The sequence below is a fragment of the Vaginisenegalia massiliensis genome (assembly GCF_900604935.1).
Classification (GTDB): Bacteria; Bacillota; Bacilli; order Lactobacillales; family Aerococcaceae; genus Vaginisenegalia; species Vaginisenegalia massiliensis.
This window is the reverse complement of sequence record NZ_UWPC01000004.1, coordinates 113261-139342: the sequence shown is the minus strand read 5'-3', so window position 1 is coordinate 139342 and position 26082 is coordinate 113261. Positions and strand designations below refer to the sequence as shown.

Here is a 26082-nt window from a genome sequence, read left to right as displayed (position 1 = left end):
CTAAAACATTATAGCAAAATTAGCTGTCTAATTAAATTGCTTCATGGTATTTAGTTAGAAGCTTCCGCTTCTGAAATATCGAAAGATAGACGATGCCATTCAAGGTCAATGGTCAAAGGGGGCAAATCGTGACTTTCGTGCCACTCATAATCATTCCATTTTGAACTTAATTGCCACTGAATCCCCTGAGGTTGAACCGAAACCTCTCCTTGATTATAGAGATAGGTCTGCTGATGCATTACTTTACTGAATTGAAACATTCGACCAAAACTAACTTCAGTTTCACTGTTTATCTCTTGTTCTGCCAACCATTTCATAATTGTTTGTGACCAAGCATTGTTGGGTAAAAGCTGTGGGCCCAAATTCGGTACGAATTCTCCCATTACTTGTTCCTTCGGCCAAGCCGGTTCAGCTAGCGAGTCCCACTGAGGACCCAAGTAGACATCAATCCAATAAAGACCACATGCTCGTCCTTGTTTATTGTAAATGATGCCATTTTGTTGAGACCCATCAGCCACATTTTCTTCTGTTGCCAAATTGGAATGAATTAAAGCTTCCATTTGGTGCTGGATATATTGTCGATCTTGGTCTAAATTTTGAATCAGTTCGCTTTGGTAACGGTGACGCGCCAAAGTTGCTTGAATATGGGCTGCGTAGTAGGCTTGATAATTTCTAGCTCTAACTAATTGAATTTGAGCTGACAGGAGAAAAGCCTGAATCAGTAGATGTGAAAACACCATAAAGACTAAGATTATAGGCAAGACGATGCCTCTAACTTTCATTGGTTTCATCAATGTCCCCTTTGCTTTGAACTGATAGGCTTCCCAAAAATTCTTGTCCATTGTCAAACTCAAGCCCAATCCACAGGAGTTCTTGGTCCAAGACAAGCCACCATTTATTAACCCCATATAAATAAGGCTGAAAACCGGGGCGTTTATAAATTTTATGGTCCTCTAGCTTTATAGAAAAACGCCGTATATACCGTCCTCGCCTTTGAGATAGATGAATTCCTGTTGAATCAACGTTCTCTACCTGATAATGAGCTAACTCTTGGTTTAATACTAAGAGAAATTGTTGCCAGTCGTGATAGCGATCCTCAACGACTTGAGTTTGCATTCCTCGATAGGTTTGCATACTTAAGGTCATCAATTCGATAATCAAGGCCATGACAAATAAGGAAAAAATCATTTCTAATAACGTAAAGCCTGCAAACGATTTCGTCTTTATTGGATTTGCCATATTGCCAACTTCCTTCCATCGCTAAGATCGATCTCACAACCTTTTTCCGTTAGTGAAACATCCGTAATAGCTAACTGTGTATCTTGCTCAAACTGAACAATAATGGCGTTTATGAATGAATCTTTCTGATCACTCACATCTTGATCAATCGCTATTTGGCATAATTGATCTAAGGCATACCAAGCTTCCTCCATCTGCTTTGCTTGGCGTACCTTGGCTAAACTTTGATACATGGTTGGTAAATATAAACCTAGCATAAGGGAAAATAGACATAAACCTATCAGAGCTTCTGCAAGAATAAATCCCGCCTTATTTGATAACAAATTTACCACTTCCTAATTGAAATACGAGTTGTCGAGATTGTTTCAACGAAGGATTATAAAAACGGATCGTTTTGAATTGGGAAATTCGTCCGTTTGGTAAATAATAAAACTGATAGTTAGTCTGCAGCTGCCAATCACCTACCATTTCAACCTTACTAATCAATTGGCGGTTTTGTACCATAGTCATGGATTGATTTTCACTCGAGAAATTAATGGTTAATTGAGCCCGATGCAAGATGGCTTGATCTTGGCCCCAATTTATTTGATCACTTAATTGGCGAAATAGGCGTTGACCTTCCATTTCCATGGCTATTTTGGGGTTTATCTTGATTTGTAAACAAACAAGAAACATAGCTAACAAACTAAAGACGATTAACATTTCGATTAAGGTATAGGCTTTTAATTTCATCTTAATTAGGAATACTAATCGGTAAAGTAATCGTCGTATCCGGATTTAATTTTAACAAGCGGCCTGCTTCTTCAACTTGTTTGTTAGTAATATAGCCTTGATCAGCCAGTTCACTCAAACTAACTTGATTATCATTTTCAACGAGTTGATAAGTATGAACTTGAGTTTCAATAATTTCAGCAATATTGACCTTCGACTGAGTTTCTATTTTATTCTTTTGGCCCGCGATATTGGGTATGATAATGGCCATTAATATTGAAATAATCAGTAATACCACTAATAATTCGATTAAAGTAAAACCTTTCAACTGCTTAGAACGCTGACGCAAGAAATCACGCAAGACTGACATCATGTTCCCTCCTTATATGTTAAAATTATCCATTGTGAGCATTGGCAACATAAGCATGAGATACAGGGCTAAAATAAAGACAGCAATCAGAGCAAAGAGAATCGGTTGCAATAAGTTTAGTTTGCGCTCAAATTCTTCCAGTGAATCATCCCACAATTTATCAGCATAAAGACAACATTTAAAGCCAGTTTGACTGGTTAACTGTCCATGATAAATAACCAAAGGAAAGACGTCAGTAAACAGCTGAGTTTGATGTATGATAACTGGGAAGTCGATCCCCTTCATTAACTGGTTGCCAATTAAATCAAATAATTGACGTTGTAATCGATCAGTTGGGTTAGCTTGGACGATACTCACAATTTGTTGAAGCGAAAAACCAGCTTGAAGAAATTGGCCAAAATCTCGGGCCACTTTCTGAGTTAAAAATAATCTAGCCCATTTACGGGTCGGCCAAAACTGGGTCCAAAATTGCCATCGCTGTAAGGACGTTCGTTTCCTTAAGTAAGCATCTAATCCTGCAGCTGAAACAATAATTAGACTTAAGATAGCTAAACCAATTTGTGGTAAATAAGAAAAAAATTGAATTAAAAAACGCAAAAGGGGTTCTTTTTGATAGGTTTGTGGACTAATAAACGTCAATAAATTTGGCAGAATGAATTGGCGCATTGCGACTAATAGCCCTAGCAAAAAAATCAACAGGCAAATAGGGTAAAATAAAGTTTTACTTAATTTCTTTACAAATACCTGTTTGGCTAACAATTGTTGAGTCATTTGCCTCAACCCTTCTAGCAAACGTCCCTGTTGACGGGCAAAATAGACTTGACTCACAAGCTGATCGCCAAAACCAATCGTCTGAAGGACCTCTTCTATCTCTTGACCTTGATTGAGTTGTTCTTCCATGGTTGTCAAATGATTTTGCAAGTTTGGCAACAAGATAGGCAAAAAGGTCAAGGATTGACTAAGTGAAAAACCGCCATTTAATAACTCGGTTAAGGCTTTTAAAAATTGAATTTGATCGTTTAATGACAACTTAGATCTTTTCCCTTGACCCTTAAACCACTTCAAAATGGTAATAGGTTTTATCATCAATATACCCCTCTACCCAAGCTTTCAATAATTTATGATTTAAAGAATGAAACTGGTGGCTGATTGGCTGATTAGCCATGGCTTTTTTTAAGTTTTCACCTTCTAATAATTCCCAAATAGCAGCGCGTTTGTGGCTGATGGGGAGCCAATGACATCGACTCAAACATGGGCCTTGGCAAAAAGGACAAAAATACGGAACTAATCGTTGTGACACAATGCCGATTAAGGTTTGCTTCATCTGCTCCCTCGTGACTCTAAGTTCTTCGAGTCGAGCCAAAACCCCAAATGCGTCTTTAGCATGAATGGTGGCAACCATTAAATGGCCTGTTAAAGCAGCACGAATGGTCATACGAGCCGATTCTTCATCTCGAATTTCGCCAATAACCATGACATCGGGATGATGCCTAAGAGCCGATTTAATCAATAAATCATAACAAATTCCTGACTGTTCATTTATTTGTGTTTGCAGAAAGTTGGATTCGACAATCTCAACGGGATCTTCCATCGTTATCACTTGCAAGGGTCCTTCTTGAATGCGTTGGCGCAACAATTGATAGATAGAGGTTGTCTTACCTGACCCGACTGGTCCAGAGAAAATCAACAAGCCGCTTTTACGCCTAATTAATTGATTTAACGCCTCCACATCCCTGGGAAACATGGCGTGTAACTGGCCTAAGTCTTTTTCTACTTGAGCAATCAAGCGAATGACTAACGATTCCAATAACTTAAATGAACAAATCGTGGATAAGCGCAATTCAATCATCCCCTGCGGTAAACTTAAATGACAAACACCGGACTGAGGTTTACGTTTCTCCCCCACATCCATATCAGCTTTAAATTTCAAATAATTAATCACTTGTTGGGCTGCAGATACTTCTATCGATTGATGGAGTTCCAATTGACCATTTATTCGAAAATAGATTCGATAAACTTGCTGACCAGGAATGAAGTGAATGTCTGAAACACCTTTTTGCAAACCCAATGTGATCAGTTTATTCACCTCCGCCTCCATCATAATGCCCTCCTTTCTTACCTCAATCTATAATTAGGTAATAACAGGTCTATTCCATTTGCATGTTTTTTTGCTTTTAATTTCATGTTTGTGTACTTGAATTCGGGATTATGTTAGAATGTATGAGGACAAATGCGCACAAATAGCGCTGTTATTGTGAATATAAAGGAGAATTTTTTATGATATTTAAAATCACTTACCAAGAAAGTTTAGCCCAAGTCCCTTTGAGAGAAAACACTAAGTCTATGTTCTTAGAAGCAACTGACAAAGTTGAAGCACGGGCGAAATTTTCAGCAAATACACCATACAATATTGAATTTATTCAAGAAATCTCAGGAGCTCACCTTCAGTATGAACGCGAGCATAATGCTGATTTCAAAGTGATGGAATTCTAATATGCCAGTTACAATTAAAAATAATGAAACGGGAGTCTTTGCCTTAGGTGGTCTCGGTGAAATTGGGAAAAATATGTATGGTGTCCAATTTCAAGATGAGATTATTCTTTTAGACTGTGGGATTATGTTCCCCGAAGACGACTTACTCGGTATTGATTATGTGATTCCCGATTTTCAATATATTATTCAAAACAAACACAAGGTTAAAGCCTTGATTATCAGTCACGGACACGAAGACCATATCGGTGGAATTCCTTTCCTTCTTCAACAGATCAACGTACCAATTTATGCTGGTAAACTAGCTAGTTCATTAATTCGTAACAAATTGACTGAACGCGGTCTCATGCGTGATGCTTCGATAACAGAAATTGATGAAGATACTGTTATTCGTTTTCGCAAAACCAGTGTAAGTTTCTATCTCACGACTCACAGTATTCCTGAAGCTTATGGTGTAGTTGTCAAAACTCCTCCAGGTAATATTGTCTTTACTGGGGACTACAAGTTTGACTTTACCCCAGTCGGTAAGCCAGCTGATCTCCATCGTATGGCTCGTATTGGTGAAGAGGGTGTCTTGGTCATGTTAGGCGATTCAACCAATGCCGAAATTCCGACCTTTACCAAGTCAGAAAAAGTTGTAGGCAAGGCCATCAAAAATATTATTCAACGTGTAGAAGGCCGAGTTATTTTCGCCACCTTCGCCTCCAATGTTTCCCGTCTAGAGCAAGTTGTCGAAACAGCTAAAGAAACCGGCCGCAAAATCGCCGTCTTTGGTCGAAGCATGGAAGCGGCTATTAAGACAGGAAAAGAATTAGGTTATATCAAAGACGACAATAACGATTTAATCATTGATGCTCGCGATATCAACCAATATCCAGCCGAAAAAATGATCATTCTTTGTACTGGTTCTCAAGGAGAACCCATGGCTGCTTTAAGTCGCATCGCCAATGGTACCCACCGCCAAATTGCTATTCAACCCAATGATACAGTCATCTTCTCGAGCTCACCGATTCCAGGTAATACCATTAGTGTTAATCGAGTGATTAACCAACTGAGTGAAGCTGGCGCTAATGTCGTCCACGGTAAAATCAATAATATCCATACCTCTGGACACGGTGGCCAACAAGAACAGCTGCTTATGCTACGCTTGATGAAACCTAAATATTTCATGCCCGTTCACGGTGAATTTCGCATGCAAAGTATTCAAGCTGATTTAGCGACGCAAACAGGAATACCTAAGGAAAACTGTTTTATCTTAGCCAACGGTGATATGTTAGCTGTGACTAATGAAAGCGCTCGGGTCGCAGGTCACTTTACCGCTCAGGATGTCTACGTCGACGGATCTGGTGTGGGTGACATCGGTAATATCGTTCTTCGTGACCGTAAATCCCTATCAGAAGATGGGTTAGTTATCGTAACAGCAACTCTAGATTATGCAAATCGTTCGCTAGTGAGTGGTCCTGATATCATGTCTCGCGGCTTCATTTACATGCGCGAATCGGGTGACTTGATTAACGATATTCAAGCAAGCCTTAAATCAGCCATTAATCGTCGCTTGAACGAAAGTGGCGCTACCGTTACTGAACGGATGATTCGTGAAACCATCTTCGAAACGATTCAACCCTTATTATTTGAAAAAACAGAACGAAGCCCAATGATTCTCCCAGTCCTTCTCGATGTCAACAAAGGCGTCCGCAAACGTAAAGTTCGCGTGGCAGAGACTGAGGAAACAAAAGCTTAATCAAGCATTAAAGAGCCTCGATTCTTTTTACTTCAAAAAGACCTAATAATAACTCAAGAAAAAACCTCTAGCTAACTATTTGTCTAATTGGCTAGCAAGCACTCTATGTGCCCTTCTTGCTTATTATTCGGTCTTTATTTTTTACTAGTCATACTTTATTGGCGCATTTACTTTCTTACAATCACTTACTTATCTGCCAGGAGGAATGCCCTTGATCAAATTAATTATTTTCGATAAAGATGGAACCTTAATCCACTTTCCTAATCGGTTGACTCAAGAAGCCGATGATATTATCAATGAAGTTTCTATTCGAATTAATCGGCCGATTTCTAAGGCTTCCATTAAACACCTTTTTCAACGCCTCCGCTTCTTTGGCCTTAAAGGGCTCACTCAACCACAAGTTAGTCACGGAATTGAACACTTACGCCGATTACCTGGCGGCGCTTCATTAGCTAATCGACTACACCAGAAAATCGGGCAATTAGTCCTAAAAAGTCACCAAAGTTCCAGCCAAATGATTGACGGAGTGGAAAATGTCTTATTGGCCCTCAAACATTTAGGTTATCAATTAGCGATTATTTCTGCCGATGATTTATTGGCCACTCATGCTTTTCTCGAAAAATATCACATAGAAAGTTTATTTGATGTCGTCGTGACGAGTGACCTCCTCCCCCAACAAAAACCGGATCCCGCTTTAATCAATTATGTCTTAAATCAACTTGATTTACCGGCTAATCAAGCTATAATGGTCGGTGACACTCAACCGGATATTATACTTGGCCAAAACGCTGGCTTAGCCTACACTATTGGTGTTTTGTCAGGATCTGGTAATCATGAGGATTTAGCTGAAGCTGACCTTATTATAGAAAGTGTGGCTCAACTTTTTACCCACGATCAATTGAAACTTTTCAAACCTTAAGTATGTTGAAGGGATAGCCCCTTATTTTTCTGCAAACTGAGGTGTCCATTAAATAATTCGATACTCTAAGCCATAAAAAGAAGCAACTAACCCCTCTGTATGTTAGTTGCTTCTTTTAATTTATTATCGTACTTTTAAAGATCGCGATACTTCTCGCTTAATTTGTTTTTCCTTTAACGCATGTCGTTTATCATACTTATTTTTCCCTTTGGCTAGACCAATTAATAATTTAGCTCGTCCTCTAACTAGATAGACTTTTAATGGGACTAAGGTCATTGAATTTAATTTAACTTCTTGAGCTAATTTATTGATCTCTTGTTTATGTAACAAGAGTTTGCGGTCACGTAAAGGATCATGATTAAAGATATTTCCTTGTTCATAGGGACTGACATGGACATTTTTCAACCAAGCCTGGCCTTGGCGGATAGAAACAAAACCATCTTTTAAGTTAATTTTGCCACGGCGGATGGACTTGATCTCCGTCCCAGTTAAGACTAGGCCTGTTTCGATAGTATCGATTATCTCATAATCATGACTCGCTTTACGATTACTAGCTAAAGGTTTGTCATTAACTTTCATCACAAAACCTCTACCTTCTCTGTTCTAATTAACGTTTTCGTTTTTTACGACTAGTGGATTTTCGTCGCCCTTTTTGACTAGCATGTCCAGTTGGCTTGCTTGCATAGCGCGTCGACTTACCTTTCGCTGCTTCTTTGCCCCGTTTTTGTTTTCGATCAACTTTTTTTCGGTTGGTATTTAACCGCAAACTCGCTTGAAGTCGGGCTTTCTCTTCTTCATCGATAGCAACAGCTGAAACCAAAGCAAAATCAATTTCTCGTTCAGCGATATTGACTGCCACGACTTCAATTTCGACCTCTTGGCCAATTCGGTAAATATTTCCTGTCCGTTCCCCTACCAATAACATATGTTGTTGGTTAAATTGATAATAATCATCTTTCAAGGTCTGTAAAGAAACTAATCCTTCAACAGTATTCGGCAATTCAACAAAGATACCGAAAGAAGTCACCGAAGAAATAAGGCCGGTAAAACGCTGACCAATCTTGTCAGCCATAAATTCCGTCTTCTTCAAGGCATCCGTTTCACGTTCAGCGTCAACTGCTCGGCGTTCCATCTTAGATGAATGAACCGCTATTTCGGGAATTTTAACTTCTAATTCTTCAAAAGTCTTCTTGCTTAAAGCTTGATTAAAGTATAAATGGATCAAACGATGAACGATCAAATCCGGATAACGTCGAATAGGTGAAGTGAAATGAGTATAGTCTTGAGCAGCTAAGCCATAGTGCCCCTCCGGATTTTCACTATATTTGGCTTGCTTCATTGATCGAAGCATCATAGTCGAAACGACTTGTTCATAAGGACTCCCTTTGACTTTAGCTAAAGCTTCTTGAAGTTTCTTCGGCTCGATAGATTCCGTATCACCATATAGAATCACACCAAAAGTCGATAAGAATTCAGCAAACCGATTCATACGGTCGACATCGGGCTGTTCATGGATCCGATAAATAAACGGTAGTTCCTTGAGAGTATAATGTTTAGCCACCGTTTCATTGGCAATCAACATAAAGGATTCAATGAGACGTTCAGCTACATCCCGTTCACGCAAATGAATGGCGAGCGGATGTCCTTCTGGATCCACCTCAATCTTCGCTTCGGGAGCATCGAAATCTAAAGCTCCCCGTTGATGCCGTTTCTGCGCTAAGATCTCATGTAGTTTAACCATTTGATCAACCATCGTTAATAAATCTGGATATTTAACGCGAGTTTCTTCATTTCCATGGATCATTTCATTGACCTCGGTGTAAGTCATCCGATAACTAGAATGAATCACACTTGGGAAAATGGCATGTTTCACCACCTGTCCCTTCATGTTAATGATCATTTGACAGGTCAACGTTAATCGGTCTTCATGAGGATTTAAAGAACAAATACCATTCGATAAACGCTGAGGTAACATAGGGACCACCCGATCAGTTAAATAAACTGAAGTCCCACGTTCAAAGGCTTCGCGGTCTAAAGCACTATTTTGCGTCACATAATGCGACACGTCAGCAATGTTAACACCCAGTTCAAAATCCCCATTGTCTAATTGTTGTAAGGAAATCGCATCGTCTAAATCCTTCGCATCGGCTCCGTCAATGGTAATAACTAAGGTATCTCGTAAATCCCGTCTTCCTGTCAAATCTTGAGCAGGAATGACTTGCGGAACAGCCGCTGCTTCAGCAAGTACATCTTCAGGAAACTCATGAGGAATTCCCTTCTCATAAAGAATCGCCAAAATATCGACACCCGGAGCATCTTTATAGCCCACTTCTTTGGTCACTAAGCCTTCTAATTCATTAGGCTTGGATAAGGTTGGATAGGCTGAAATCGTAACCACACAAATAGTATGGTTAGCAGGGAAAAGGCCTGATTCATTAATCCAAATGGTCACTGCATCCGAATAATCCCCCTGTGGCTTAACATAACCAATATAGCCCGTAGCTTGACGTTCCTCTTGATTATGGGCAAAAAACTCTCCTACCATTTGAGCCACACTACGCTCTAACACGCGCTCAATACGAGCCTCAGATCCTTTACCAGTAATGGGATTAACCTCACGAATAATCTTAGCTTCAACTCGATCGCCTTGCATAGCATTTCCCGCTTGACCCCGCGGAACAAAAAGATCTGCTTGTTCCGGACCCAGGTCAATAAAGCCAAAGCCCTTATTATTTGCTCGGTAAACACCCGTCACGGTGCTAGTCAATTGTTTGAGACTGAATCTCCCTTGCTTATCCACTTTGATTTCACCAACACGCTCTAAAAAAGCAACCGCTTTAATCAACTGTTTATAATTGCGAGAGCCACTTATATTTAGGCGATGAGCCATATCTTCAACCGCAAAGCTCCGTTTGGGTTCTTGAGCTAATACATCCAAGATGGCTTTTTCATGTTTAGTTAGGGTCATTTGATTTCCCTCATTTCTATTTTTCGTTTTGGCTAATAAAAGCTAACATATCACTCTCAAAGTCCTGGCGTTGACGATTGACCGTGATGACATGCGAATTGTCTGGATAGTCATGATAAGACACTTGGGCATTCACTAAGGCCATCTTTAAATCAGGTCCAACCGTTGGTCTGACGAGTTCATCTTGGCCAGACTGAGCGATAAAATAGGGTTGGACAATTTCTGGCAAATCCGCCTGAAAAGATTGAACAAACGCCTGCAATTGAGCCATTTGCCCAAGATGAGCCGCCAAAATACGGTCATAATCTTGCTCAAAGGAAGCTAAACGGTTTGTTTTAATCGCTAACTGACGACAGTAGAGCATGAAGGCTTGACTTAAATCAAGCGGGCCAGGACAAACCGGTGAATTAAAAGATCCCCCTGCTTGAATAGCCAATCGAGTTTGGCTTAACAAGCGAGCCGCATAAATCCCACCTAATGAAAGTCCAAAAACCATTATTTGCTCATGTTGAGCCTTTAGCCAATTATAAGCAGCTTGAGCATCTTGCCACCATTGCTCGGGCGTCTGCACTAATAGGTCCCAATAATCTCCAGTCGCATGTCCACTGAATAGAGGACACAAAACAGAATAGCCTGCTTTATTTAAGCATCGAGCTAACAAATTCACATCATAGGGAGACCCTGTATACGCGTGAAAGAGAATAATTCCTACGTGCTGCCTTTGCCCAGGTAAATATAGGGCACCTTGAAGCAAATTTTGATTCATACTGTTACCTCCTCACCCACTGAAACTATTGTACCTAATCTTTGCCTTTAATTAAACCGATAGACTAGCCCTAATAAATAAAAAAAGCTCCGACTTTCATCAGAGACTTCCTTAACTTCTTTATTTAGCTGAGAACATCGCTAACGCAATTGCTAAAGCGAAGAAAATAACGCCTAAAACAACCGTTGCTCTTATTAAAAACGCTTCAAAACCACGCGCTTTTTGTTTGACTAAAGGATTCTCACCAGACGCTCCAGTTAAAGAACTTGCGGCATTGCTCTTAGAAGGTTGCATAACAACTAGAATAATCATAAGAATTGATACGACAATTAAGGCCGTCAATAAAGCACTATACATGGGTAGACCTCCCTCTTTAAAATCTCTATGAAACATCATACCACAGAATACTTCCATTAGCTACACGCTAATCAAGAAATAATTTTTCATCGATAATATCAAAAAGTTTCCTACAATTTCAGCAACGAAGCAAGTTTTCCTTCTCTTTATTTTAATATTTTCTTAAAAAACCACCGTTTTAAGAAAGCTTATTCCGATTATATTTTAACGAATAATCGTTAAAAAAAGACAAAATCAGTCAAAATATTTGACAAAATATTTCAGATAAAACGTGCAATTAAAACCACTTATTCAGAATCGTATCATTTGAAATTGAATCAAAATCATTATATATTTTAGGCAACAACAAGAACTGTTGTTAAAACAAAATATAACCAAGGAGTGAAGCAAAATGAGTAAAAAATTTGTCTATGGAACATATCCTAACGTACAGAGCGCCCAAGAAGCTGTCGATGTATTAGTGAAAAATGGTATTCCCGAACAAAATATTTCATTGGTCGCATCTCCTGGCATTCTCGACGGTATTAATAGTCGTGCAGAAGCCTTAACATTAGATGAAATCACTCACCACAATAATCATGATTGGTGGGATAGTTTCTTAGGTTTATTCTCACCGGCTGATCCTGAATATCAACAACAAGAAATTGACTTTGCAGCCTATGAACGTGATGTCCAAGAAGGTAAAGTATTAGTCGCAGTAGATCGTGATTTTGAAGCTCAAACTTTAGGTTTACATACTAATCAATATCAAGAAACAAATCGTTATGCTGACGAAAACTTCGTTCATGGCGATCAATACAATCATGACTTAACTGATGACCACCAAACAATTCAATTACATGAAGAACAAGTCAATGCCCGTACAGAATCTGAAGTTGTTGGGGACGTAGAGATTTCAAAAGAAGTCGTTACTGAAACTAAAACAATCGAAGTTCCAGTAGAAAAAGAAGTTCTTAATGTAACACGTCGCGACGTTCATCAAAAAGCAGATGATCACGCTTTTGATGGTTTAGAAAATGAAACCATTTCGATCCCATTACGCGAAGACAAAGTAAAAATCGATCGTGAAACCTTAGTTACAGAAGAAGTGGATATCGACAAATCAGTTGAACGATCTAACCGAGTATTTAATGAAGAAACCCGTAAAGAAGTTTTAGATATCGATAAAGATGAAACCATTATTGCTCGTGATCAAGAAAAACATCCATTACATTCTGAACACGAAGATATTGTTGATCGTATTGAAGACGATCGTTTATAAGCCAAATAAATGCCCTCTCTCAGGCCTCTGCTAGAAAACTAGCAGAGGTTTTTTGGGTTTCTACTCTGGTTTAACCAAGAAATGAATAGACTTAAACAAAGGCTTAGAATTCCGCCACCTAATATTGCTAGTCGATACCACTCTACTCCGTCTGTAATAAACAAAATATAAAGATATTCGCCAAGATGTCTCAGATAATTCTTATCTTGCCAATGACTAAGATGAAGATTCGCTTGACCTGAACTTGGCCAAACCAAGATACGCAAAAAAATAGAAAAATAATACGACAAAATAGCTAAGAGCCAAGTCAATATACCCCAAATCATACATTTTAGAGGTCTAGCTCCTGCATTAGTCTGCCAAACTACTATTAAAAATAGCGGAATTAGCCAAGGCCCCCAGGCTAGAAAATAATAAAGAAGGCCACTCAAATGAAGACTGACTAACCCACTTTGATAGTAATCGTCTATGAAACCAAATGCCAAAGCTACAAGTACACACTTTCTGGCCAATATATGCTTACTCATTATTGTATCTCCCTTTGCTGAAAATAAAAAAAGAGGACAAGGTTCGAAAACCCTGTCCTTTCAATATTTATGATTAAGCTTTAACGATGTTAACTGCTTGAGGACCACGTTGACCTTCTTCGATATCGTAGGTTACTTGTTGGCCTTCCTCTAAAGTTTTGAAGCCTTCACCTTGGATAGCTGAGAAATGTGCAAATACGTCATTTCCATCTTCACCAGTGATAAAGCCAAAACCTTTGTCTGCGTTAAACCATTTAACTGTACCGTTATTCATAAATGTTTCCTCCTGTGTGCGATTCGCACGAATTATTGTTGCAATACCATGTTGAAAATTTTAGGGGAATACATCACTTGAAAAAGCGGTAAAGCCTAGAAATTTTATAACTTGTTACTACAAAAATGATAATACTACATTCTTTCGACTATGTCAAATTAATACAACAATATATCGAAAAATTTTTTAAGAAAGTTTTGCGTTTTAGAAGAAAGTTGCTACGACTAAGATAGCCATTGAAATAATAATGGTCACTACAACTAATTTTGCCACATATTTGTACCAAATTCCTAAGTCGATATTGGCTAAAGCTAATGCACCCATCATGATACCATTGGTTGGTGTAATTAGCCCTACCACCCCTAAAGCTGATTGATAAGCGGTAATAACTAAGTGAGCACCAACCCCGACAAATTCACCTAATGGAGCTAATAATGGCATGGTTGCCCCAGCTAAACTTGATGAACCTGAGATGAGGAATGACATAGGTAGGTAGAATAAATACGTTAAGATAATAAAGACTTGTTCAGATAAGCCCGCTAAGCCTTGTTCACCCCAGTGAAGAACAGTAGCTGTAATCATACCTTCATTCATAACGACTTGGATACCACGAGAGATACCACAGATAAGCGCAACGCCGATCATGTCACATGCACCTGCCATAAAGGCTGAAATGTAATCTTCTTCGGATAAACCATACACAATGCAAATTAGGATAGATACCGCGAAGAAAAGCATAGTGATTTCAGAGAAGTACCAAGTTCCTAAAGCAGCTGTATGTTTAAAGATAAAGCCTAAGAATGGAAGACCCACCAAGAATTCATTTAATTTATCAAAAATCGTAATACCAAATTCTGGCCAAGGAATTAAGCCTAGAATCATGATGACGAACGTCAACATAAAGATCCAAACGACCACTTTTTGTTTCGATGACATCTCTTCAATTTGCGGTTTAACTTTGAAGTTGGCTTCATCAAATTCTCGGTTATGATAAACCAATGATTTTGTAGGATCTTTTTGAATTTTACTTGCATACGAATAAACAGCAATAATAGACACACCCGTAATTAAGACAAACATAATCGCCCGCCAGATAAAGCCTTCCCCTAAACTAATACCGGCAATATCAGAAGCAATCCCGGTTGCAAATGGATTTACTGTTGAAGCTAAACATCCCGCATTCGAACCGATTAGGATAACCCCTATTGCCGTCAAAGAGTCAAAACCGCAACCAATCATGACTGGAATTAACAAAGGATAGAATGCCATGGTTTCTTCTGCCATCCCATAAGATGAACCACCTAAAGCAAAGAGAACCATCAAAATAGGAATTAATAATTTTTCCCGACCTTCATATTTTTTGATAACATTGGCGATTCCTGCATCAAGGGCTCCTGTTTTGTTTACAACACCCAAAAAGCCACCAATAACTAAAATAAACAAGGCAACATCGATTGCTTGAGAGGTCTTTTCATTACCAACCATCCCAATAACGGGAGCCATTAACACATCATAAAGACTTTGTTGGTTAGCTTTCACTTGATGATATGTTCCCGCTACATATTGACCTGCTTCATTCACATCATAATCACCAGCTGGAATAATCCAAGTTAAAATTGCTAGAAAAATAATTAAAATAAATAAGACCGTATAAGACGTAGGCATTTTAAAACGACGTTTTTTCTTTTCCATTTTTACTTCTCCTTTTTGTATATATTTTCACAAGTTGATTTATGCTAAATAGCTAGCCTCCCACTTTCGTTTCTTACACACTTCAAGTTACAAAATTATTATATCCGATTTAGAATGCGCTTTCAGTTAAGTTTTTCTCATAATAATAATCTATTATTCATTATATTCTAATCGAACCAGCAATAAAATAAGCTTAGCTTTCGCTAAGCTTGTTTAAATACTTCATTAAGGATGAAGCTTGACTTTGAAAATCCTGATAGCCGAGTTGGTGAATCGCTTCAAGGCGCTTTGGATTCTTCTCAATCCGTTTAACCTTGATGGTCCGACTTGGTTGAATGACATATACTTGCCCTTTTTTAGTTAAATCTTCTATCGTATCTAACGTTTGATTATAAACACGGTAGCGATTCTGAATACTGGTTACTAAATTGGGATAGGCTCGATAAACATTCCGAATGAGTTGAATATTGGACCGTTTCTTACGATAAGCTTTTGGTCGCGTTAACACCACAATTAATTTGTCAAAACCTAAACTCTGAGCAAATTCCACTGGAATACTATCAGCAATACCACCGTCAAGATATTTTACGCCATTCAAATCCACCATTTGCGATACTAGGGGCATGGATGATGTCGCCCGAAGCACTTCCATTTGTTGAAAAACATCAACAATATTCACATATTCAGCTTGTCCAGTCTCTACATTGGTAATTACCACGTAAAACGGAATCTTCGCCTTGGCAAAGGTTCCCTGATCAAAAACATCCAACTTAAAAGGCACCTCATAATAGGCAAACTGCTGATTAATCACATTTCCCGTTCGTAAAAGATGTCCTAATCCCATATAGCGCTTATCGGCAATATATTTTAAATTATAGCGAAGAGCCCTTCCAGGCTGCTTGGACAAAAGATTAACCCCAAACAAAGCCCCAGCCGACACACTGACGACGCCATCAATTTGAATATCCTGTTCCATCAAAGCATCCAGAACACCAGCCGTATAAAGCCCTCGCATCCCGCCGCCTTCTAATACTAATCCTGTCTTCATACTAACTCCTTATTCTGTATCGAGTGGTAATCGTTTGCTTGGTTTGGGAAAAGCCAATTCCAAAGCATCTCGTAATGGCTTAGGCAAAGTTAACTCACGACAATCCAAATTATCCTTCATATGATTTAATTGACTTGTTCGCGGAATTGCGACCATGTTAGATTGACTCAGCACAAAGCTTAACAAGACCTGATAGACCGAAATACCTAAACCGTCTGCCACCTCAATCACTGTCGGATGAGTCAATAATTCTTTCTGCAATAGACCCGCTTGAGCCAAAGGACAATAGGCCATGGTCACAATTCCTTGCTGATCCTGATAAGGTTTGAGAGCATATTCTATTCCCCTCGACCCTAAATGGTACAAGACTTGATTAACCTGGCATGCTTGGCCTAATGAAAGACTAGCTAATTCTTGCATATCTTCCAAATCAAAATTCGACACACCCCAGGCTTTAATTTTATTTTTCTCCTGCATCCGCGTTAACATCTCAATCGTTTCTTCTAGTTCAGTCTCGCCACGCCAATGATAGAGATATAAATCTAAATAGTCTGTTCCTAAACGTTTTAAAGAACCATCAAGACTTTGTTCTAAGTCTCGCTGATTCGCATGCTGGGGTAAAACCTTTGAAACAAGATACAATTTATCTCGATCATAAGGCTTAATCGCTTGACCCAACAAGGACTCTGCTAGTCCTTCACCATACATCTCAGCCGTATCCAAAATCGAAATTCCCGCTTCAATCGCATACTGAAGACAGGCTAACTCTTGTTCTCGATTATGGGGATTTTCACCCAAATACCAAGTTCCTATTCCTAAAGTACCCTGATCTAATATTGAACTCATCTTCAACCCCTCCATCTTCTGACCCTTTCATTATAAACCCAGAAGAAAAAAGACGCACATAAGAACTCATCTTGCTTCCGAAAACAACAAGCAAATTCATTTCTCTTTATCATATTTCTTTTATTAACTAAAACTAGCATTCTTGAACTATACTAATTTAATCTACCAAATTGCGAAGATTATTCCAAGTCTTTATTGATCTGCTTAATTTTATACTCAGACCAGAGCATCTCTGGTACAAGAATTAAAAGAAATAGAAAAATTAACTCGAATAATACATCAAGAACATGGTTTCCCGTTGAGCTCAATAGTGTTTGATTAAACAAAATATTATGATTCAGAATTAATTAATTAAATGTAATATTTATATTATCCTTTTTCATCAACACTATCGCTTACAAGCATAATATAGAATAATTCTTCGAATTTTTTATTCAAAGCCATACAAATTAAGCATGCTAACTTTGCTGTAGGTGTATACTGTCCCGTCTCAATTGATGAAATTGTATTTCTTGATACGCCAACGAGCTCAGCCAATGTTGCTTGAGATAGATGAAGCTCTTTCCGAACTTCTTTTAGGTTATTTCTTAGTATGATTTTGGATTCCATACTATAGCCCCGCCAAAAAATAATAGGCGGCAATGAACCCTGCTAGTAGCAAACCTACCACTAATAACAAATGTTTTAAATTTTTCTTCATAAGATACTTGTAAAATTCACCAGCCGCTAGCGAAATACAAACAATGGCAAAAATATCATAGAAATTTTGATTATGAGAATCGCGGATACCCGATACAAGACCTGCTAAGGCAATCAGAGTACTTGAGATCCAAACACTTGATTTGTCTCTCAGAAACACGTTTCGTTCATCATTTTTTTCTTGTTGGGCTATCTTTAAAATGTCTTTAGAATTCATAAATAATCCTCTCTTTTGCCAAGTTTACTTTGCATAAATAGTATATCACTGTAGCATATTTTTTCAATATGTGTGATTATTTTTTCTATTAATAACATCATTGTTAGCAACTTCCAAAGCCATTATCAATAATGCTTTTTTCTTAATATATAAAAGAAAAATAAGATCTAGTCCTAGTACGGTCTTTAGCACAAACCATTAGCTGATTTGCTGCAATCTAACGTTGAATAAATAAAAACAAAACAATCAGAATAGTGTTCAAAGATACTTTGTGCACATCTCTTTGTAGCATCTATGATGCGTACAAAGAGAATAACAAAGTAAGTTTCAAGACCTTGGCTTGAAACGGTCTCACTATTAGATTGTTTTGTTATTTTGTGGCCTATATTATTCAAAATATCCGAAAATAAAATAAACGACTTAATCCTAATGGTTATGAGGACATCACGACGCGCATCTCTTTGTAGCATCTACGATGCGTACAAAGAGAGTAGTCATGTGAGTTCTAAGACCTTGGCTTAGAACGGTCCAACCATTACAGGTTAAGTCGTTTTATTTATAGATTTATTAGCTTATTTCTTTAAGTTGTAGAAAGATTTTAATCCTTCGTATTTAGCCACTTCACCTAATTCATCTTCGATACGTAATAATTGATTGTATTTAGCAATACGGTCAGTACGTGATAATGAACCTGTTTTGATTTGGCCAGCATTAGTAGCTACAGCAATGTCCGCAATTGTTGAATCTTCCGTTTCACCAGAACGGTGAGACACAACAGCTGTATAACCAGCTTTTTTAGCCATTTCGATGGCATCGAATGTTTCCGTTAAAGTACCGATTTGGTTAACTTTAATAAGAATTGAGTTACCAATTCCTTTTTCAATACCTTCAGATAGTTTCTTAGTGTTAGTTACAAATAAGTCATCGCCGACTAATTGAACTTTTTTGCCAAGACGGTCGGTTAATAATTTCCAACCTTCCCAGTCATTTTCATCCATACCATCTTCGATAGTGATGATTGGGTATTTGTTAACTAATTCTTCAAGGTAATCCACTTGTTCAGCAGAAGTACGTTTAACGCCTTTATCCCCTTCAAATTTAGTATAGTCATAAACACCATCTTCATAGAATTCAGAAGCGGCACAGTCAAAACCTAAGAAAACATCTTTACCTGGTTCTAAACCAACGGCTTTAATTGCTTCTAAAATGGTTTCAACACCGTCTTCAGTTCCTTCAAATGAAGGAGCAAAACCACCTTCGTCACCGACAGCGGTAACTAAACCACGTTGTTTTAAGATTTTAGCTAATGAATGGAAGATTTCAGCACCCCAACGTAAAGCTTCTTTGAAAGTTGGTGCTCCCACAGGCAAGATCATGAATTCTTGGAAAGCGATTGGAGCATCAGAGTGTGAACCACCATTTACAATATTCATCATTGGTGTTGGTAATACTTTCGTATTGAAACCACCTAAGTATTGATATAAAGGTACATTTAAGTAGTCAGCTGCTGCTCTTGCTACAGCGATTGATACGCCAAGAATCGCATTTGCACCTAATTTACCTTTGTTAGGAGTACCATCTAATTCGATCATCAATTGGTCGATAGCTTGTTGTTGTAAAACATCAAAACCTAAAATAGCTTCGGCAATAATTTCATTTACATTATCAACCGCTTGAGAAACACCTTTACCATTGTAGCGTGTTTTGTCTCCATCACGTAATTCAACAGCTTCATATTCACCTGTAGAAGCTCCAGATGGAACCATACCGCGACCAAAAGCACCGCTTTCAGTGTAAACTTCCACTTCAATTGTTGGGTTACCGCGTGAATCTAAGACTTCGCGTGCGTAAACATCGGTAATAAATGGCATAATTTTTTCTCTCCCTTTATTTCTTGATAGTATCCGAAGATCCTACCTAAGTTATATTTTAATATTAAATGACTTTCTTTAAAAGCAAATTCCCGTTTTATCTAATAATTAGACTTTCACCGGTCATTTCTTTAGGTTGGGCTAGATTTAATAAATCTAACATGGTTGGAGCGATGTCCGCAAGACGACCGCCCTCTCTTAGTTGAATCCCTGACTTAGTGACGATAACGGGCACAGGGACCGTAGTATGAGCCGTATGAGGTTTACCTTCTGGTGTGGTCATGGTTTCAGAGTTACCATGATCAGCAAAAATAATAGCTGCTCCACCTTTGGCAAGAATAGCATCGACCACTTTACCCAAGTTTTCATCTACTGCTTCAATCGCTTTAATGGTTGGTTCTAACATCCCTGAATGACCAACCATATCTGGATTGGCAAAGTTAAGAATAATCGCATCGTGTTCATCATTGAGAATGCTTTGGTATAACGCATCGCCTACTTCGTAAGCACTCATTTCCGGTTTCAAATCATAGGTTGCTACTTTAGGTGAAGGAATCAAAATCCGATCTTCACCAGGAAATTCCTCATTGCGCCCACCATTCATAAAGAAGGTGACGTGTGGATATTTCTCTGTTTCAGCAATTCTTAATTGTTTCAAGCCTGCTTTAGATAATACCTCACCAATAACATTGGTCATAGGAATTGGTGGGAAAGCGACTTCGGCCACAATACTTGGATTATACAAAGTCATGGTTACAAATTTAACATTCTTGGCTTTTTGACCGCGATCAAAATGTTCCCAAGTTTGATCAGTAAAGGCATTAGACAATTGAATGGCCCGGTCTGGTCGGAAATTGAAGAAGATGATTGCATCATTATCTTCAACCATAGCCACAGGTTGTCCGTTTTGCGTGATTACCGTTGGTACAATAAATTCATCGAAAACCTCTTTTTGATAAGAAGCTTCAACAGCTACTTGAGCTGATTCAAAGCTTTGACCTTTGGCACGCGCAATGGCGTCATAAGCTAATTGAACCCGTTCCCAACGTTTATCACGATCCATCGCATAATAGCGGCCAGAAACAGTCGCAATTTGCCCTAGACCCATTTCTCTCAATGCAGACTCAAGTTCTTGGATATATCCCAAACCAGAATTTGGTGCCACATCGCGTCCATCCATAAAAGCATGGATATAGACTTTATCAATTCCTTTCACTTTAGCTGTTTCAACTAAGGCTAATAAATGATTGAGATGACTGTGAACACCTCCATCGGAAACAAGACCAAACAAATGTAAAGCAGACTGATGGCTAAGCACATGACTAAAAGCCGCATTTAAAGCTGGATTCGTCTCAAATTCACCATCTTGAATGGCTTTATCAATACGAGTCAGACTTTGATAAACAATCCGTCCAGCCCCAATATTAGTATGCCCTACTTCTGAATTTCCCATTTGACCATCAGGAAGACCAACGTCTAGGCCTGAGGCTTTTAAAGTTGTATGGGGAAAAGTCTGATAGTAGCGATCGAAATTAGGTTTATTTGCTTGAGCGACGGCGTTGCCTTCCACTTCTGGACGCCAGCCAAAACCGTCTAGGATAATAATGGCTACTGGGGCTTTACTCATTATTTGACAGCCTCCAATAGTGCTAAGAAAGAATCAGCTTGCAAACTAGCGCCACCAACTAAGGCTCCATCCACGTCAGGGCAAGCCATATATTCAGCAATATTTTCAGGTTTTACTGAACCACCATACTGAATGCGAACACTTTCAGCTGTTTCTTGATCAAAATCACCAGCCACAACTTGACGGATGGCTGCACACATCTTTTGGGCATCATCTTTAGTAGCTGACTTACCTGTGCCAATGGCCCAGATTGGTTCATAAGCAATCACCATTGAGGCTACTTGCCCCTTAGTCAGTCCTTGAAGAGCGGCTGAAATTTGTTTACCAACAAATGATTCTGCTTGACCAGCATCATAGGTTTCTAAACTCTCACCACAGCAAACAATAGGAACCATGCCATTACGGAAAATCGCATGGGCTTTCTTATTGATATCTTCATCTGTTTCGTGGAAATATTCACGACGTTCAGAGTGGCCAATAATTACGTAGTCAACACCTAAAGCACTCAACGCTTTAGGACTAATTTCGCCCGTAAAGGCACCAGCTTCTTCAAAATAACAATTTTGAGCAGCTACTTGAAGATCTGTTCCTTTTACCGCACCGGTCATATTTTCTAAAAATAAAGCGGGTGCTCCAACTACAGAATCAACTAAATCTTTGGCTGGAATTTTGTCTTTAACAGCTTGAATGAACTCTGCTGATTCTTGAGCTGTTTTGTTCATTTTCCAGTTACCTGCAATAATAGGTTTGCGTGACATTATGATACTCTCCTTTTTTGTAAAGCTAATGTTTGCGGCTTACTTGTCGTCAATTGACACGACACCAGGTAAATCAACACCTTCTAAATAGGTTAACGATGCCCCGCCACCTGTAGAAATATGACTAAATTTATCTTCATAGCCTAACTGGGCAACGGCTGCAGCTGAATCGCCCCCACCAACAATTGTCGTAGCATCCTCTAAGTCAGCAATTGCTTGGCAAACCCCTATTGTGCCTTTTGCGAAGTTTGGCATTTCGAATACACCCATAGGGCCATTCCAAACGACGGTCTTCGCATCTTTTAACACATCCGCAAACAATTCAACTGTTTTAGGTCCACAGTCAAGCCCTTGCCAGTTTGCTGGAATATCATCAATCGAAACCACTTTGATGTTGGCTTCGTTAGAAAAGGCATCTGCTACGGTTGTATCTACTGGTAAGATTAATTTGTCACCCGCTTGTTCTAACAAACGTTTAGCTAGTTCAATTCGATCTTCTTCAAGTAGAGATTGACCGATTTCTTTTCCTTGTGCTTTTAAGAAAGTGAAGGCCATACCGCCACCGATAATCACTTTATCAGCTTTATCTAAAAGATTTTCAATAACCTTAATCTTGTCGGATACTTTTGCTCCTCCTAAAATGGCTACGAATGGACGAACGGGTTGGTCAACCGCATCTCCTAAAAACTTCACTTCTTTTTCCATTAAAAAGCCAACCGCAGACTCTAAATGAGAGGCAATACCCACGTTTGAAGCATGAGCACGGTGAGCTGTACCAAAGGCATCATTTACAAAAACATCACCTAAAGAAGCCCAGTATTTACCTAATTCTGGATCATTACCAGATTCTTTCTTACCATCTAGATCTTCGTAACGGGTATTTTGAACTAATAAAACATCACCCGCTTTAAGTGATTTTACCTTATCCTCTAACTCTTGACCGCGAGTCACACTTGAAAACACCACTTCTTTGCCCAAGATTTGGCTTAAGCGTTCAGCAACAGGTTTCAAATCATTTTTAGCTTTATCTTCTTCAGTCTTAACTTTACCTAAGTGAGAGAAAAGAACCAATTTTGCCTGATGATCGATTAAGTATTTAATCGTCTCTAAAGAAGCTTGAATTCGATTTTCATCAGTAATCTTGCCATCTTTCATTGGAACATTAAAGTCAACCCGAACTAAGACTGTTTTGCCTTCAACTTGTAAATCCTTAATTGTTTTCTTTGCCATAAGATCCTCCTATATAGGTTTACTTATTTATCATAGAAAATGGCAGAGAAGCGTCAGCCCCTCCGCCATCAGTTGGATAGACGCTTTAATAAGTAAAACGCTATTCGATGATTATAATTTAGCGAAATATTCTAAAGTACGGATTAATTGAGCAGTATATGACATTTCATTGTCATACCAAGCAACTGTCTTAACTAATTGTTTGTCGCCAACAGTCATCACTTTAGTTTGAGTGGCATCGAATAATGAACCGAATGAAATACCAACGATATCACTTGAAACGATTGGATCTTCAGTATATCCATAAGATTCGTTAGCTGCTTCTTTCATCACTTGGTTGATTTCTTCAACTGTAACTGGTTTTTCTAAAACAGAAACTAATTCTGTTAATGAACCTGTTGCCACTGGCACACGTTGAGCTGCACCGTCAAGTTTACCATTTAATTCAGGAATAACTAAACCGATTGCTTTAGCTGCCCCTGTTGAGTTAGGAATGATGTTTTCAGCAGCAGCACGCGCACGACGGAAGTCTCCTTTACGGTGTGGAGCGTCTAAAGTGTTTTGGTCACCTGTGTAAGCGTGGATAGTAGTCATGATACCTTGAACGATACCAAATTTTTTGTTTAATACATCGGCCATTGGTGCTAAGCAGTTTGTTGTACATGATGCACCAGAGATAACTGTTTCATCACCTTTAAGGATTTCGTGGTTAGTATTGTAAACAACAGTTGGAACGTCGTTACCGCCAGGAGCTGTAATAACAACACGTTTTGCGCCACCTTGTAAGTGTAATTCAGCTTTTTCTTTTGAAGTGAAGAAACCAGTCGCTTCTAAGACGATTTCGACACCATTTTCACCCCAAGGAATTTCGTTAGGATTTGGTGTTGAGTAAACTTTAACTTCTTTGCCATTAACTTTGAAGGCACCATCTAACACTTCTACTTCACCATTGAAACGGCCTTGAGTTGTGTCATATTTTAATAAGTGGGCTAACATGTTAGCGTCTGTTAAGTCATTAATCGCTACTACTTCGATTCCTTCCAATTCTTGAATCCGACGGAATGCTAAACGACCAATACGTCCAAAACCATTAATACCAACTTTTACTGTCATAATTTGACTTCCTCCTTAAGGAATTTTTTATTTTAATGGGTTTCCCCGTTTAAAACCTTGAGTGCAATGCTTTCATCACAAATTAACCAACCGTGATGAGAAGCTAATTTAAAATAAGCGGTGACTGCTTGAGCTTTCGAAGCTCCAGCCACAATTGTTAAGAGTACCGGAATGTGTTGTAAATCTTCTAACTGTATGCCAATTCGTGGTAAACGTAAAACTTCTTGGCCGGCTTTGTTGAAGAAAACGCCAAACGCTTCACCTACCGCATCCGCTTCTGCTAAAATTCGTCTTTGTTGCGAATTTAAATCGCGACGTTGAGCCATCACTTGTGCTTGACCTACACTGAATAATAAACAATCTGCCCGTTTACTCAATTCAATCGTTTCTTTAATTTTTTCATCAGCTAAAAGGGCTTTAGACGTCGTCTCTGCTAAATTCTCAGGAATAAAGAGTGAGCGATAATGTCCATTGGTTTGCTGAGCCATAATCCCCGCAACCGTGTTCGATTGAATCGTGAAAGACCCATCGACTCCACCCCTAGCTGGGACAAAGGTTACATCACGTTGGCGACTTAATTCAGGCGTAAAACTTTGTCCGATTTGCGCAATCGTTGATCCACCTGTGACGGTGACCACAGCTTCTTTGGACGGTAAATACCGTAACAAAACTCGCTGTACCATCTTACCCAAGCTTTCATAAACGAGGAGATGAGTATCACCATTGCCAGGAACAATCCAACATTTCTGTATACCTAAACAACGTTTCAAATTCTGTTCCAATTCGTAAAACCGATTGGAAGCTTGCATAGACTGATCAACGAGCTCTAAGATTTCTCTGCCTAAGTCAGAAAGCTTAATACCTGCACGTGATACTTGGACCAATTGTTGCTCTTTAAGATCATCAATAATAGTCCGCGTCGCTCGCTCTGATAAATTAACGCTTTGTGAAAGAGCCTTACGTCCTAGCGTCTGATTAGTCTGTGATAAGGTCCGAAGAATGCTGATCCGGCTTGAAAAAGCATCACTAAGTTCGGGAACAACAACCTGCATGATTGAAAAAATATCGTCCATGTAGGCCTCCTTGTTGGTCGATATACGACCATATCATCATAAGATTATGTGCACATCTTAATCATATTATGTTTGAGAATCTTTGTCTCAACCACGGTTTAATAATACCATAGCTCAACGGTGTTCGCAAGCCTCACTCTATATCTGGCTTGTTCACCATTTCCCACCTTTGTACAAGTCGTCACAAAGGACAGTAAACGACCATATTTTCACAATTTAGGGCTAGATTTCTTTACTTTATGAAAAAATAATTTGTTATCCTTTTATGATAATCTATAAGGATTC

Annotated in this window: 28 protein-coding genes; 4 read left to right on the top strand and 24 right to left on the bottom strand. The window is 38.8% G+C overall.

What is annotated here, in order from left to right:
* Nucleotides 1–50: 50 nt before the first annotated feature.
* Genes EIH20_RS03910 through comGA form a run of 7 tightly spaced genes read right to left on the bottom strand, consistent with a single transcriptional unit; the run spans nt 51 to nt 4406 of the window.
* Complete coding sequence (locus EIH20_RS03910; RefSeq protein ID WP_124058058.1) at nt 51–791, bottom strand: hypothetical protein; 741 nt, start codon at nt 789–791, stop codon at nt 51–53.
* A complete protein-coding gene (locus EIH20_RS03905) occupies nt 772–1239 on the bottom strand; it encodes a competence type IV pilus minor pilin ComGF (protein ID WP_124058057.1) in 468 nt (155 codons plus the stop codon). Before EIH20_RS03905 ends, EIH20_RS03910 begins: the two co-directional genes overlap by 20 nt.
* Nucleotides 1224–1562: a hypothetical protein gene (locus EIH20_RS03900; RefSeq protein WP_164470860.1), complete on the bottom strand. Its 339-nt coding sequence runs from the start codon at nt 1560–1562 to the stop codon at nt 1224–1226. Before EIH20_RS03900 ends, EIH20_RS03905 begins: the two co-directional genes overlap by 16 nt.
* Entirely contained in the window at nt 1549–1971 is a 423-nt protein-coding gene (comGD, locus tag EIH20_RS03895) for a competence type IV pilus minor pilin ComGD (RefSeq protein WP_124058055.1), read from the bottom strand. Before comGD ends, EIH20_RS03900 begins: the two co-directional genes overlap by 14 nt.
* A 1-nt stretch (nt 1972) precedes the next feature.
* Nucleotides 1973–2320: a competence type IV pilus major pilin ComGC gene (gene comGC, locus EIH20_RS03890; protein ID WP_241152378.1), complete on the bottom strand. Its 348-nt coding sequence runs from the start codon at nt 2318–2320 to the stop codon at nt 1973–1975.
* Between the two features lie 12 nt (nt 2321–2332).
* Nucleotides 2333–3406 carry a competence type IV pilus assembly protein ComGB gene (comGB, locus tag EIH20_RS03885; protein ID WP_124058053.1) on the bottom strand — a complete coding sequence of 358 codons (1074 nt, stop codon included), beginning with the start codon at nt 3404–3406 and terminating at the stop codon, nt 2333–2335.
* Nucleotides 3372–4406, bottom strand: coding sequence for a competence type IV pilus ATPase ComGA (gene comGA, locus EIH20_RS03880; RefSeq protein WP_241152377.1), 1035 nt, complete (start codon nt 4404–4406; stop codon nt 3372–3374). Before comGA ends, comGB begins: the two co-directional genes overlap by 35 nt.
* Before the next feature lie 191 nt (nt 4407–4597).
* Between comGA and EIH20_RS03875 the strand changes: the two genes are divergently transcribed.
* The 3 genes from EIH20_RS03875 to EIH20_RS03865 all read left to right on the top strand — a co-directional run bounded on the left by EIH20_RS03875 (nt 4598) and on the right by EIH20_RS03865 (nt 7470).
* Nucleotides 4598–4813, top strand: a complete 216-nt coding sequence (locus EIH20_RS03875) for a DNA-directed RNA polymerase subunit epsilon (RefSeq protein WP_124058051.1) — start codon at nt 4598–4600, stop codon at nt 4811–4813.
* A 1-nt stretch (nt 4814) separates the two neighbouring features.
* Nucleotides 4815–6551, top strand: a complete 1737-nt coding sequence (gene rnjA, locus EIH20_RS03870; protein WP_124058050.1) for a ribonuclease J1 — start codon at nt 4815–4817, stop codon at nt 6549–6551.
* A gap of 211 nt (nt 6552–6762) precedes the next feature.
* A complete protein-coding gene (locus EIH20_RS03865; protein WP_164470859.1) occupies nt 6763–7470 on the top strand; it encodes an HAD family hydrolase in 708 nt (235 codons plus the stop codon).
* Nucleotides 7471–7593: 123 nt separating this feature from the next.
* On the opposite strand, the gene smpB is transcribed toward EIH20_RS03865, so the two are convergent.
* The 4 genes from smpB to secG all read right to left on the bottom strand — a co-directional run bounded on the left by smpB (nt 7594) and on the right by secG (nt 11561).
* Nucleotides 7594–8049, bottom strand: coding sequence for an SsrA-binding protein SmpB (gene smpB / locus EIH20_RS03860; RefSeq protein ID WP_124058048.1), 456 nt, complete (start codon nt 8047–8049; stop codon nt 7594–7596).
* Nucleotides 8050–8077: 28 nt separating this feature from the next.
* Nucleotides 8078–10438, bottom strand: coding sequence for a ribonuclease R (rnr, locus tag EIH20_RS03855; RefSeq protein WP_124058047.1), 2361 nt, complete (start codon nt 10436–10438; stop codon nt 8078–8080).
* A 16-nt stretch (nt 10439–10454) separates the two neighbouring features.
* Entirely contained in the window at nt 10455–11204 is a 750-nt protein-coding gene (locus tag EIH20_RS03850; RefSeq protein WP_124058046.1) for an alpha/beta hydrolase, read from the bottom strand.
* Between the two features lie 120 nt (nt 11205–11324).
* Entirely contained in the window at nt 11325–11561 is a 237-nt protein-coding gene (gene secG / locus EIH20_RS03845) for a preprotein translocase subunit SecG (RefSeq protein ID WP_124058045.1), read from the bottom strand.
* 391 nt (nt 11562–11952) lie between these two features.
* Between secG and EIH20_RS03840 the strand changes: the two genes are divergently transcribed.
* Nucleotides 11953–12822 carry a YsnF/AvaK domain-containing protein gene (locus tag EIH20_RS03840; protein WP_124058044.1) on the top strand — a complete coding sequence of 290 codons (870 nt, stop codon included), beginning with the start codon at nt 11953–11955 and terminating at the stop codon, nt 12820–12822.
* A gap of 38 nt (nt 12823–12860) precedes the next feature.
* Here EIH20_RS03840 and EIH20_RS03835 read toward each other — a convergent pair whose 3' ends face one another.
* The 13 genes from EIH20_RS03835 to EIH20_RS03775 form a co-directional block, all read right to left on the bottom strand.
* Complete coding sequence (locus EIH20_RS03835; RefSeq protein WP_124058043.1) at nt 12861–13349, bottom strand: hypothetical protein; 489 nt, start codon at nt 13347–13349, stop codon at nt 12861–12863.
* Nucleotides 13350–13422: 73 nt separating this feature from the next.
* Nucleotides 13423–13623, bottom strand: a complete 201-nt coding sequence (locus EIH20_RS03830) for a cold-shock protein (protein WP_124058042.1) — start codon at nt 13621–13623, stop codon at nt 13423–13425.
* Between the two features lie 204 nt (nt 13624–13827).
* Nucleotides 13828–15315 carry a YfcC family protein gene (locus EIH20_RS03825; RefSeq protein ID WP_124058041.1) on the bottom strand — a complete coding sequence of 496 codons (1488 nt, stop codon included), beginning with the start codon at nt 15313–15315 and terminating at the stop codon, nt 13828–13830.
* Nucleotides 15316–15508: 193 nt separating this feature from the next.
* The gene (locus EIH20_RS03820; RefSeq protein ID WP_124058040.1) at nt 15509–16363 is read right to left on the bottom strand and encodes a patatin-like phospholipase family protein; all 855 of its coding nucleotides are present in this window, start codon (nt 16361–16363) and stop codon (nt 15509–15511) included.
* 9 nt (nt 16364–16372) lie between these two features.
* Entirely contained in the window at nt 16373–17209 is an 837-nt protein-coding gene (locus EIH20_RS03815; RefSeq protein ID WP_124058039.1) for an aldo/keto reductase, read from the bottom strand.
* Nucleotides 17210–17578: 369 nt separating this feature from the next.
* A complete protein-coding gene (locus tag EIH20_RS03810; RefSeq protein WP_124058038.1) occupies nt 17579–17818 on the bottom strand; it encodes a helix-turn-helix transcriptional regulator in 240 nt (79 codons plus the stop codon).
* A 1-nt stretch (nt 17819) separates the two neighbouring features.
* Nucleotides 17820–18125, bottom strand: coding sequence for a DUF6442 family protein (locus EIH20_RS03805; RefSeq protein ID WP_124058037.1), 306 nt, complete (start codon nt 18123–18125; stop codon nt 17820–17822).
* Nucleotides 18126–18697: 572 nt separating this feature from the next.
* Nucleotides 18698–19996, bottom strand: a complete 1299-nt coding sequence (gene eno, locus EIH20_RS03800; protein ID WP_124058036.1) for a phosphopyruvate hydratase — start codon at nt 19994–19996, stop codon at nt 18698–18700.
* A 97-nt stretch (nt 19997–20093) separates the two neighbouring features.
* A complete protein-coding gene (gene gpmI, locus EIH20_RS03795; RefSeq protein ID WP_124058035.1) occupies nt 20094–21623 on the bottom strand; it encodes a 2,3-bisphosphoglycerate-independent phosphoglycerate mutase in 1530 nt (509 codons plus the stop codon).
* Entirely contained in the window at nt 21623–22381 is a 759-nt protein-coding gene (gene tpiA, locus EIH20_RS03790) for a triose-phosphate isomerase (RefSeq protein WP_124058034.1), read from the bottom strand. Before tpiA ends, gpmI begins: the two co-directional genes overlap by 1 nt.
* A 39-nt stretch (nt 22382–22420) precedes the next feature.
* Nucleotides 22421–23611 (bottom strand): phosphoglycerate kinase, encoded by a 1191-nt coding sequence (locus EIH20_RS03785; RefSeq protein ID WP_124058033.1) that lies wholly within the window; start codon nt 23609–23611, stop codon nt 22421–22423.
* 111 nt (nt 23612–23722) lie between these two features.
* On the bottom strand, nt 23723–24724 hold the full coding sequence (gene gap / locus EIH20_RS03780) for a type I glyceraldehyde-3-phosphate dehydrogenase (RefSeq protein ID WP_124058032.1): 1002 nt from the start codon (nt 24722–24724) through the stop codon (nt 23723–23725).
* A 32-nt stretch (nt 24725–24756) separates the two neighbouring features.
* Nucleotides 24757–25797: a sugar-binding transcriptional regulator gene (locus EIH20_RS03775; RefSeq protein WP_124058031.1), complete on the bottom strand. Its 1041-nt coding sequence runs from the start codon at nt 25795–25797 to the stop codon at nt 24757–24759.
* Between the last annotated feature and the right edge of the window lie 285 nt (nt 25798–26082).

What these genes read in the sequence shown, in the direction of transcription:
- EIH20_RS03910 (WP_124058058.1), bottom strand. Translation starts at nt 791, where the DNA reads ATGAAACCAATGAAAGTTAGAGGCATCGTCTTGCCTATAATCTTAGTC.
- EIH20_RS03905 (WP_124058057.1), bottom strand. Translation starts at nt 1,239, where the DNA reads ATGGCAAATCCAATAAAGACGAAATCGTTTGCAGGCTTTACGTTATTA.
- comGD (WP_124058055.1), bottom strand. Translation starts at nt 1,971, where the DNA reads ATGAAATTAAAAGCCTATACCTTAATCGAAATGTTAATCGTCTTTAGT.
- comGC (WP_241152378.1), bottom strand. Translation starts at nt 2,320, where the DNA reads ATGTCAGTCTTGCGTGATTTCTTGCGTCAGCGTTCTAAGCAGTTGAAA.
- comGB (WP_124058053.1), bottom strand. Translation starts at nt 3,406, where the DNA reads ATGATAAAACCTATTACCATTTTGAAGTGGTTTAAGGGTCAAGGGAAA.
- EIH20_RS03875 (WP_124058051.1), top strand. Translation starts at nt 4,598, where the DNA reads ATGATATTTAAAATCACTTACCAAGAAAGTTTAGCCCAAGTCCCTTTG.
- rnjA (WP_124058050.1), top strand. Translation starts at nt 4,815, where the DNA reads ATGCCAGTTACAATTAAAAATAATGAAACGGGAGTCTTTGCCTTAGGT.
- smpB (WP_124058048.1), bottom strand. Translation starts at nt 8,049, where the DNA reads ATGAAAGTTAATGACAAACCTTTAGCTAGTAATCGTAAAGCGAGTCAT.
- rnr (WP_124058047.1), bottom strand. Translation starts at nt 10,438, where the DNA reads ATGACCCTAACTAAACATGAAAAAGCCATCTTGGATGTATTAGCTCAA.
- EIH20_RS03850 (WP_124058046.1), bottom strand. Translation starts at nt 11,204, where the DNA reads ATGAATCAAAATTTGCTTCAAGGTGCCCTATATTTACCTGGGCAAAGG.
- secG (WP_124058045.1), bottom strand. Translation starts at nt 11,561, where the DNA reads ATGTATAGTGCTTTATTGACGGCCTTAATTGTCGTATCAATTCTTATG.
- EIH20_RS03840 (WP_124058044.1), top strand. Translation starts at nt 11,953, where the DNA reads ATGAGTAAAAAATTTGTCTATGGAACATATCCTAACGTACAGAGCGCC.
- EIH20_RS03835 (WP_124058043.1), bottom strand. Translation starts at nt 13,349, where the DNA reads ATGAGTAAGCATATATTGGCCAGAAAGTGTGTACTTGTAGCTTTGGCA.
- EIH20_RS03830 (WP_124058042.1), bottom strand. Translation starts at nt 13,623, where the DNA reads ATGAATAACGGTACAGTTAAATGGTTTAACGCAGACAAAGGTTTTGGC.
- EIH20_RS03825 (WP_124058041.1), bottom strand. Translation starts at nt 15,315, where the DNA reads ATGGAAAAGAAAAAACGTCGTTTTAAAATGCCTACGTCTTATACGGTC.
- EIH20_RS03820 (WP_124058040.1), bottom strand. Translation starts at nt 16,363, where the DNA reads ATGAAGACAGGATTAGTATTAGAAGGCGGCGGGATGCGAGGGCTTTAT.
- EIH20_RS03815 (WP_124058039.1), bottom strand. Translation starts at nt 17,209, where the DNA reads ATGAGTTCAATATTAGATCAGGGTACTTTAGGAATAGGAACTTGGTAT.
- EIH20_RS03810 (WP_124058038.1), bottom strand. Translation starts at nt 17,818, where the DNA reads ATGGAATCCAAAATCATACTAAGAAATAACCTAAAAGAAGTTCGGAAA.
- EIH20_RS03805 (WP_124058037.1), bottom strand. Translation starts at nt 18,125, where the DNA reads ATGAATTCTAAAGACATTTTAAAGATAGCCCAACAAGAAAAAAATGAT.
- eno (WP_124058036.1), bottom strand. Translation starts at nt 19,996, where the DNA reads ATGCCATTTATTACCGATGTTTACGCACGCGAAGTCTTAGATTCACGC.
- gpmI (WP_124058035.1), bottom strand. Translation starts at nt 21,623, where the DNA reads ATGAGTAAAGCCCCAGTAGCCATTATTATCCTAGACGGTTTTGGCTGG.
- tpiA (WP_124058034.1), bottom strand. Translation starts at nt 22,381, where the DNA reads ATGTCACGCAAACCTATTATTGCAGGTAACTGGAAAATGAACAAAACA.
- EIH20_RS03785 (WP_124058033.1), bottom strand. Translation starts at nt 23,611, where the DNA reads ATGGCAAAGAAAACAATTAAGGATTTACAAGTTGAAGGCAAAACAGTC.
- gap (WP_124058032.1), bottom strand. Translation starts at nt 24,724, where the DNA reads ATGACAGTAAAAGTTGGTATTAATGGTTTTGGACGTATTGGTCGTTTA.
- EIH20_RS03775 (WP_124058031.1), bottom strand. Translation starts at nt 25,797, where the DNA reads ATGGACGATATTTTTTCAATCATGCAGGTTGTTGTTCCCGAACTTAGT.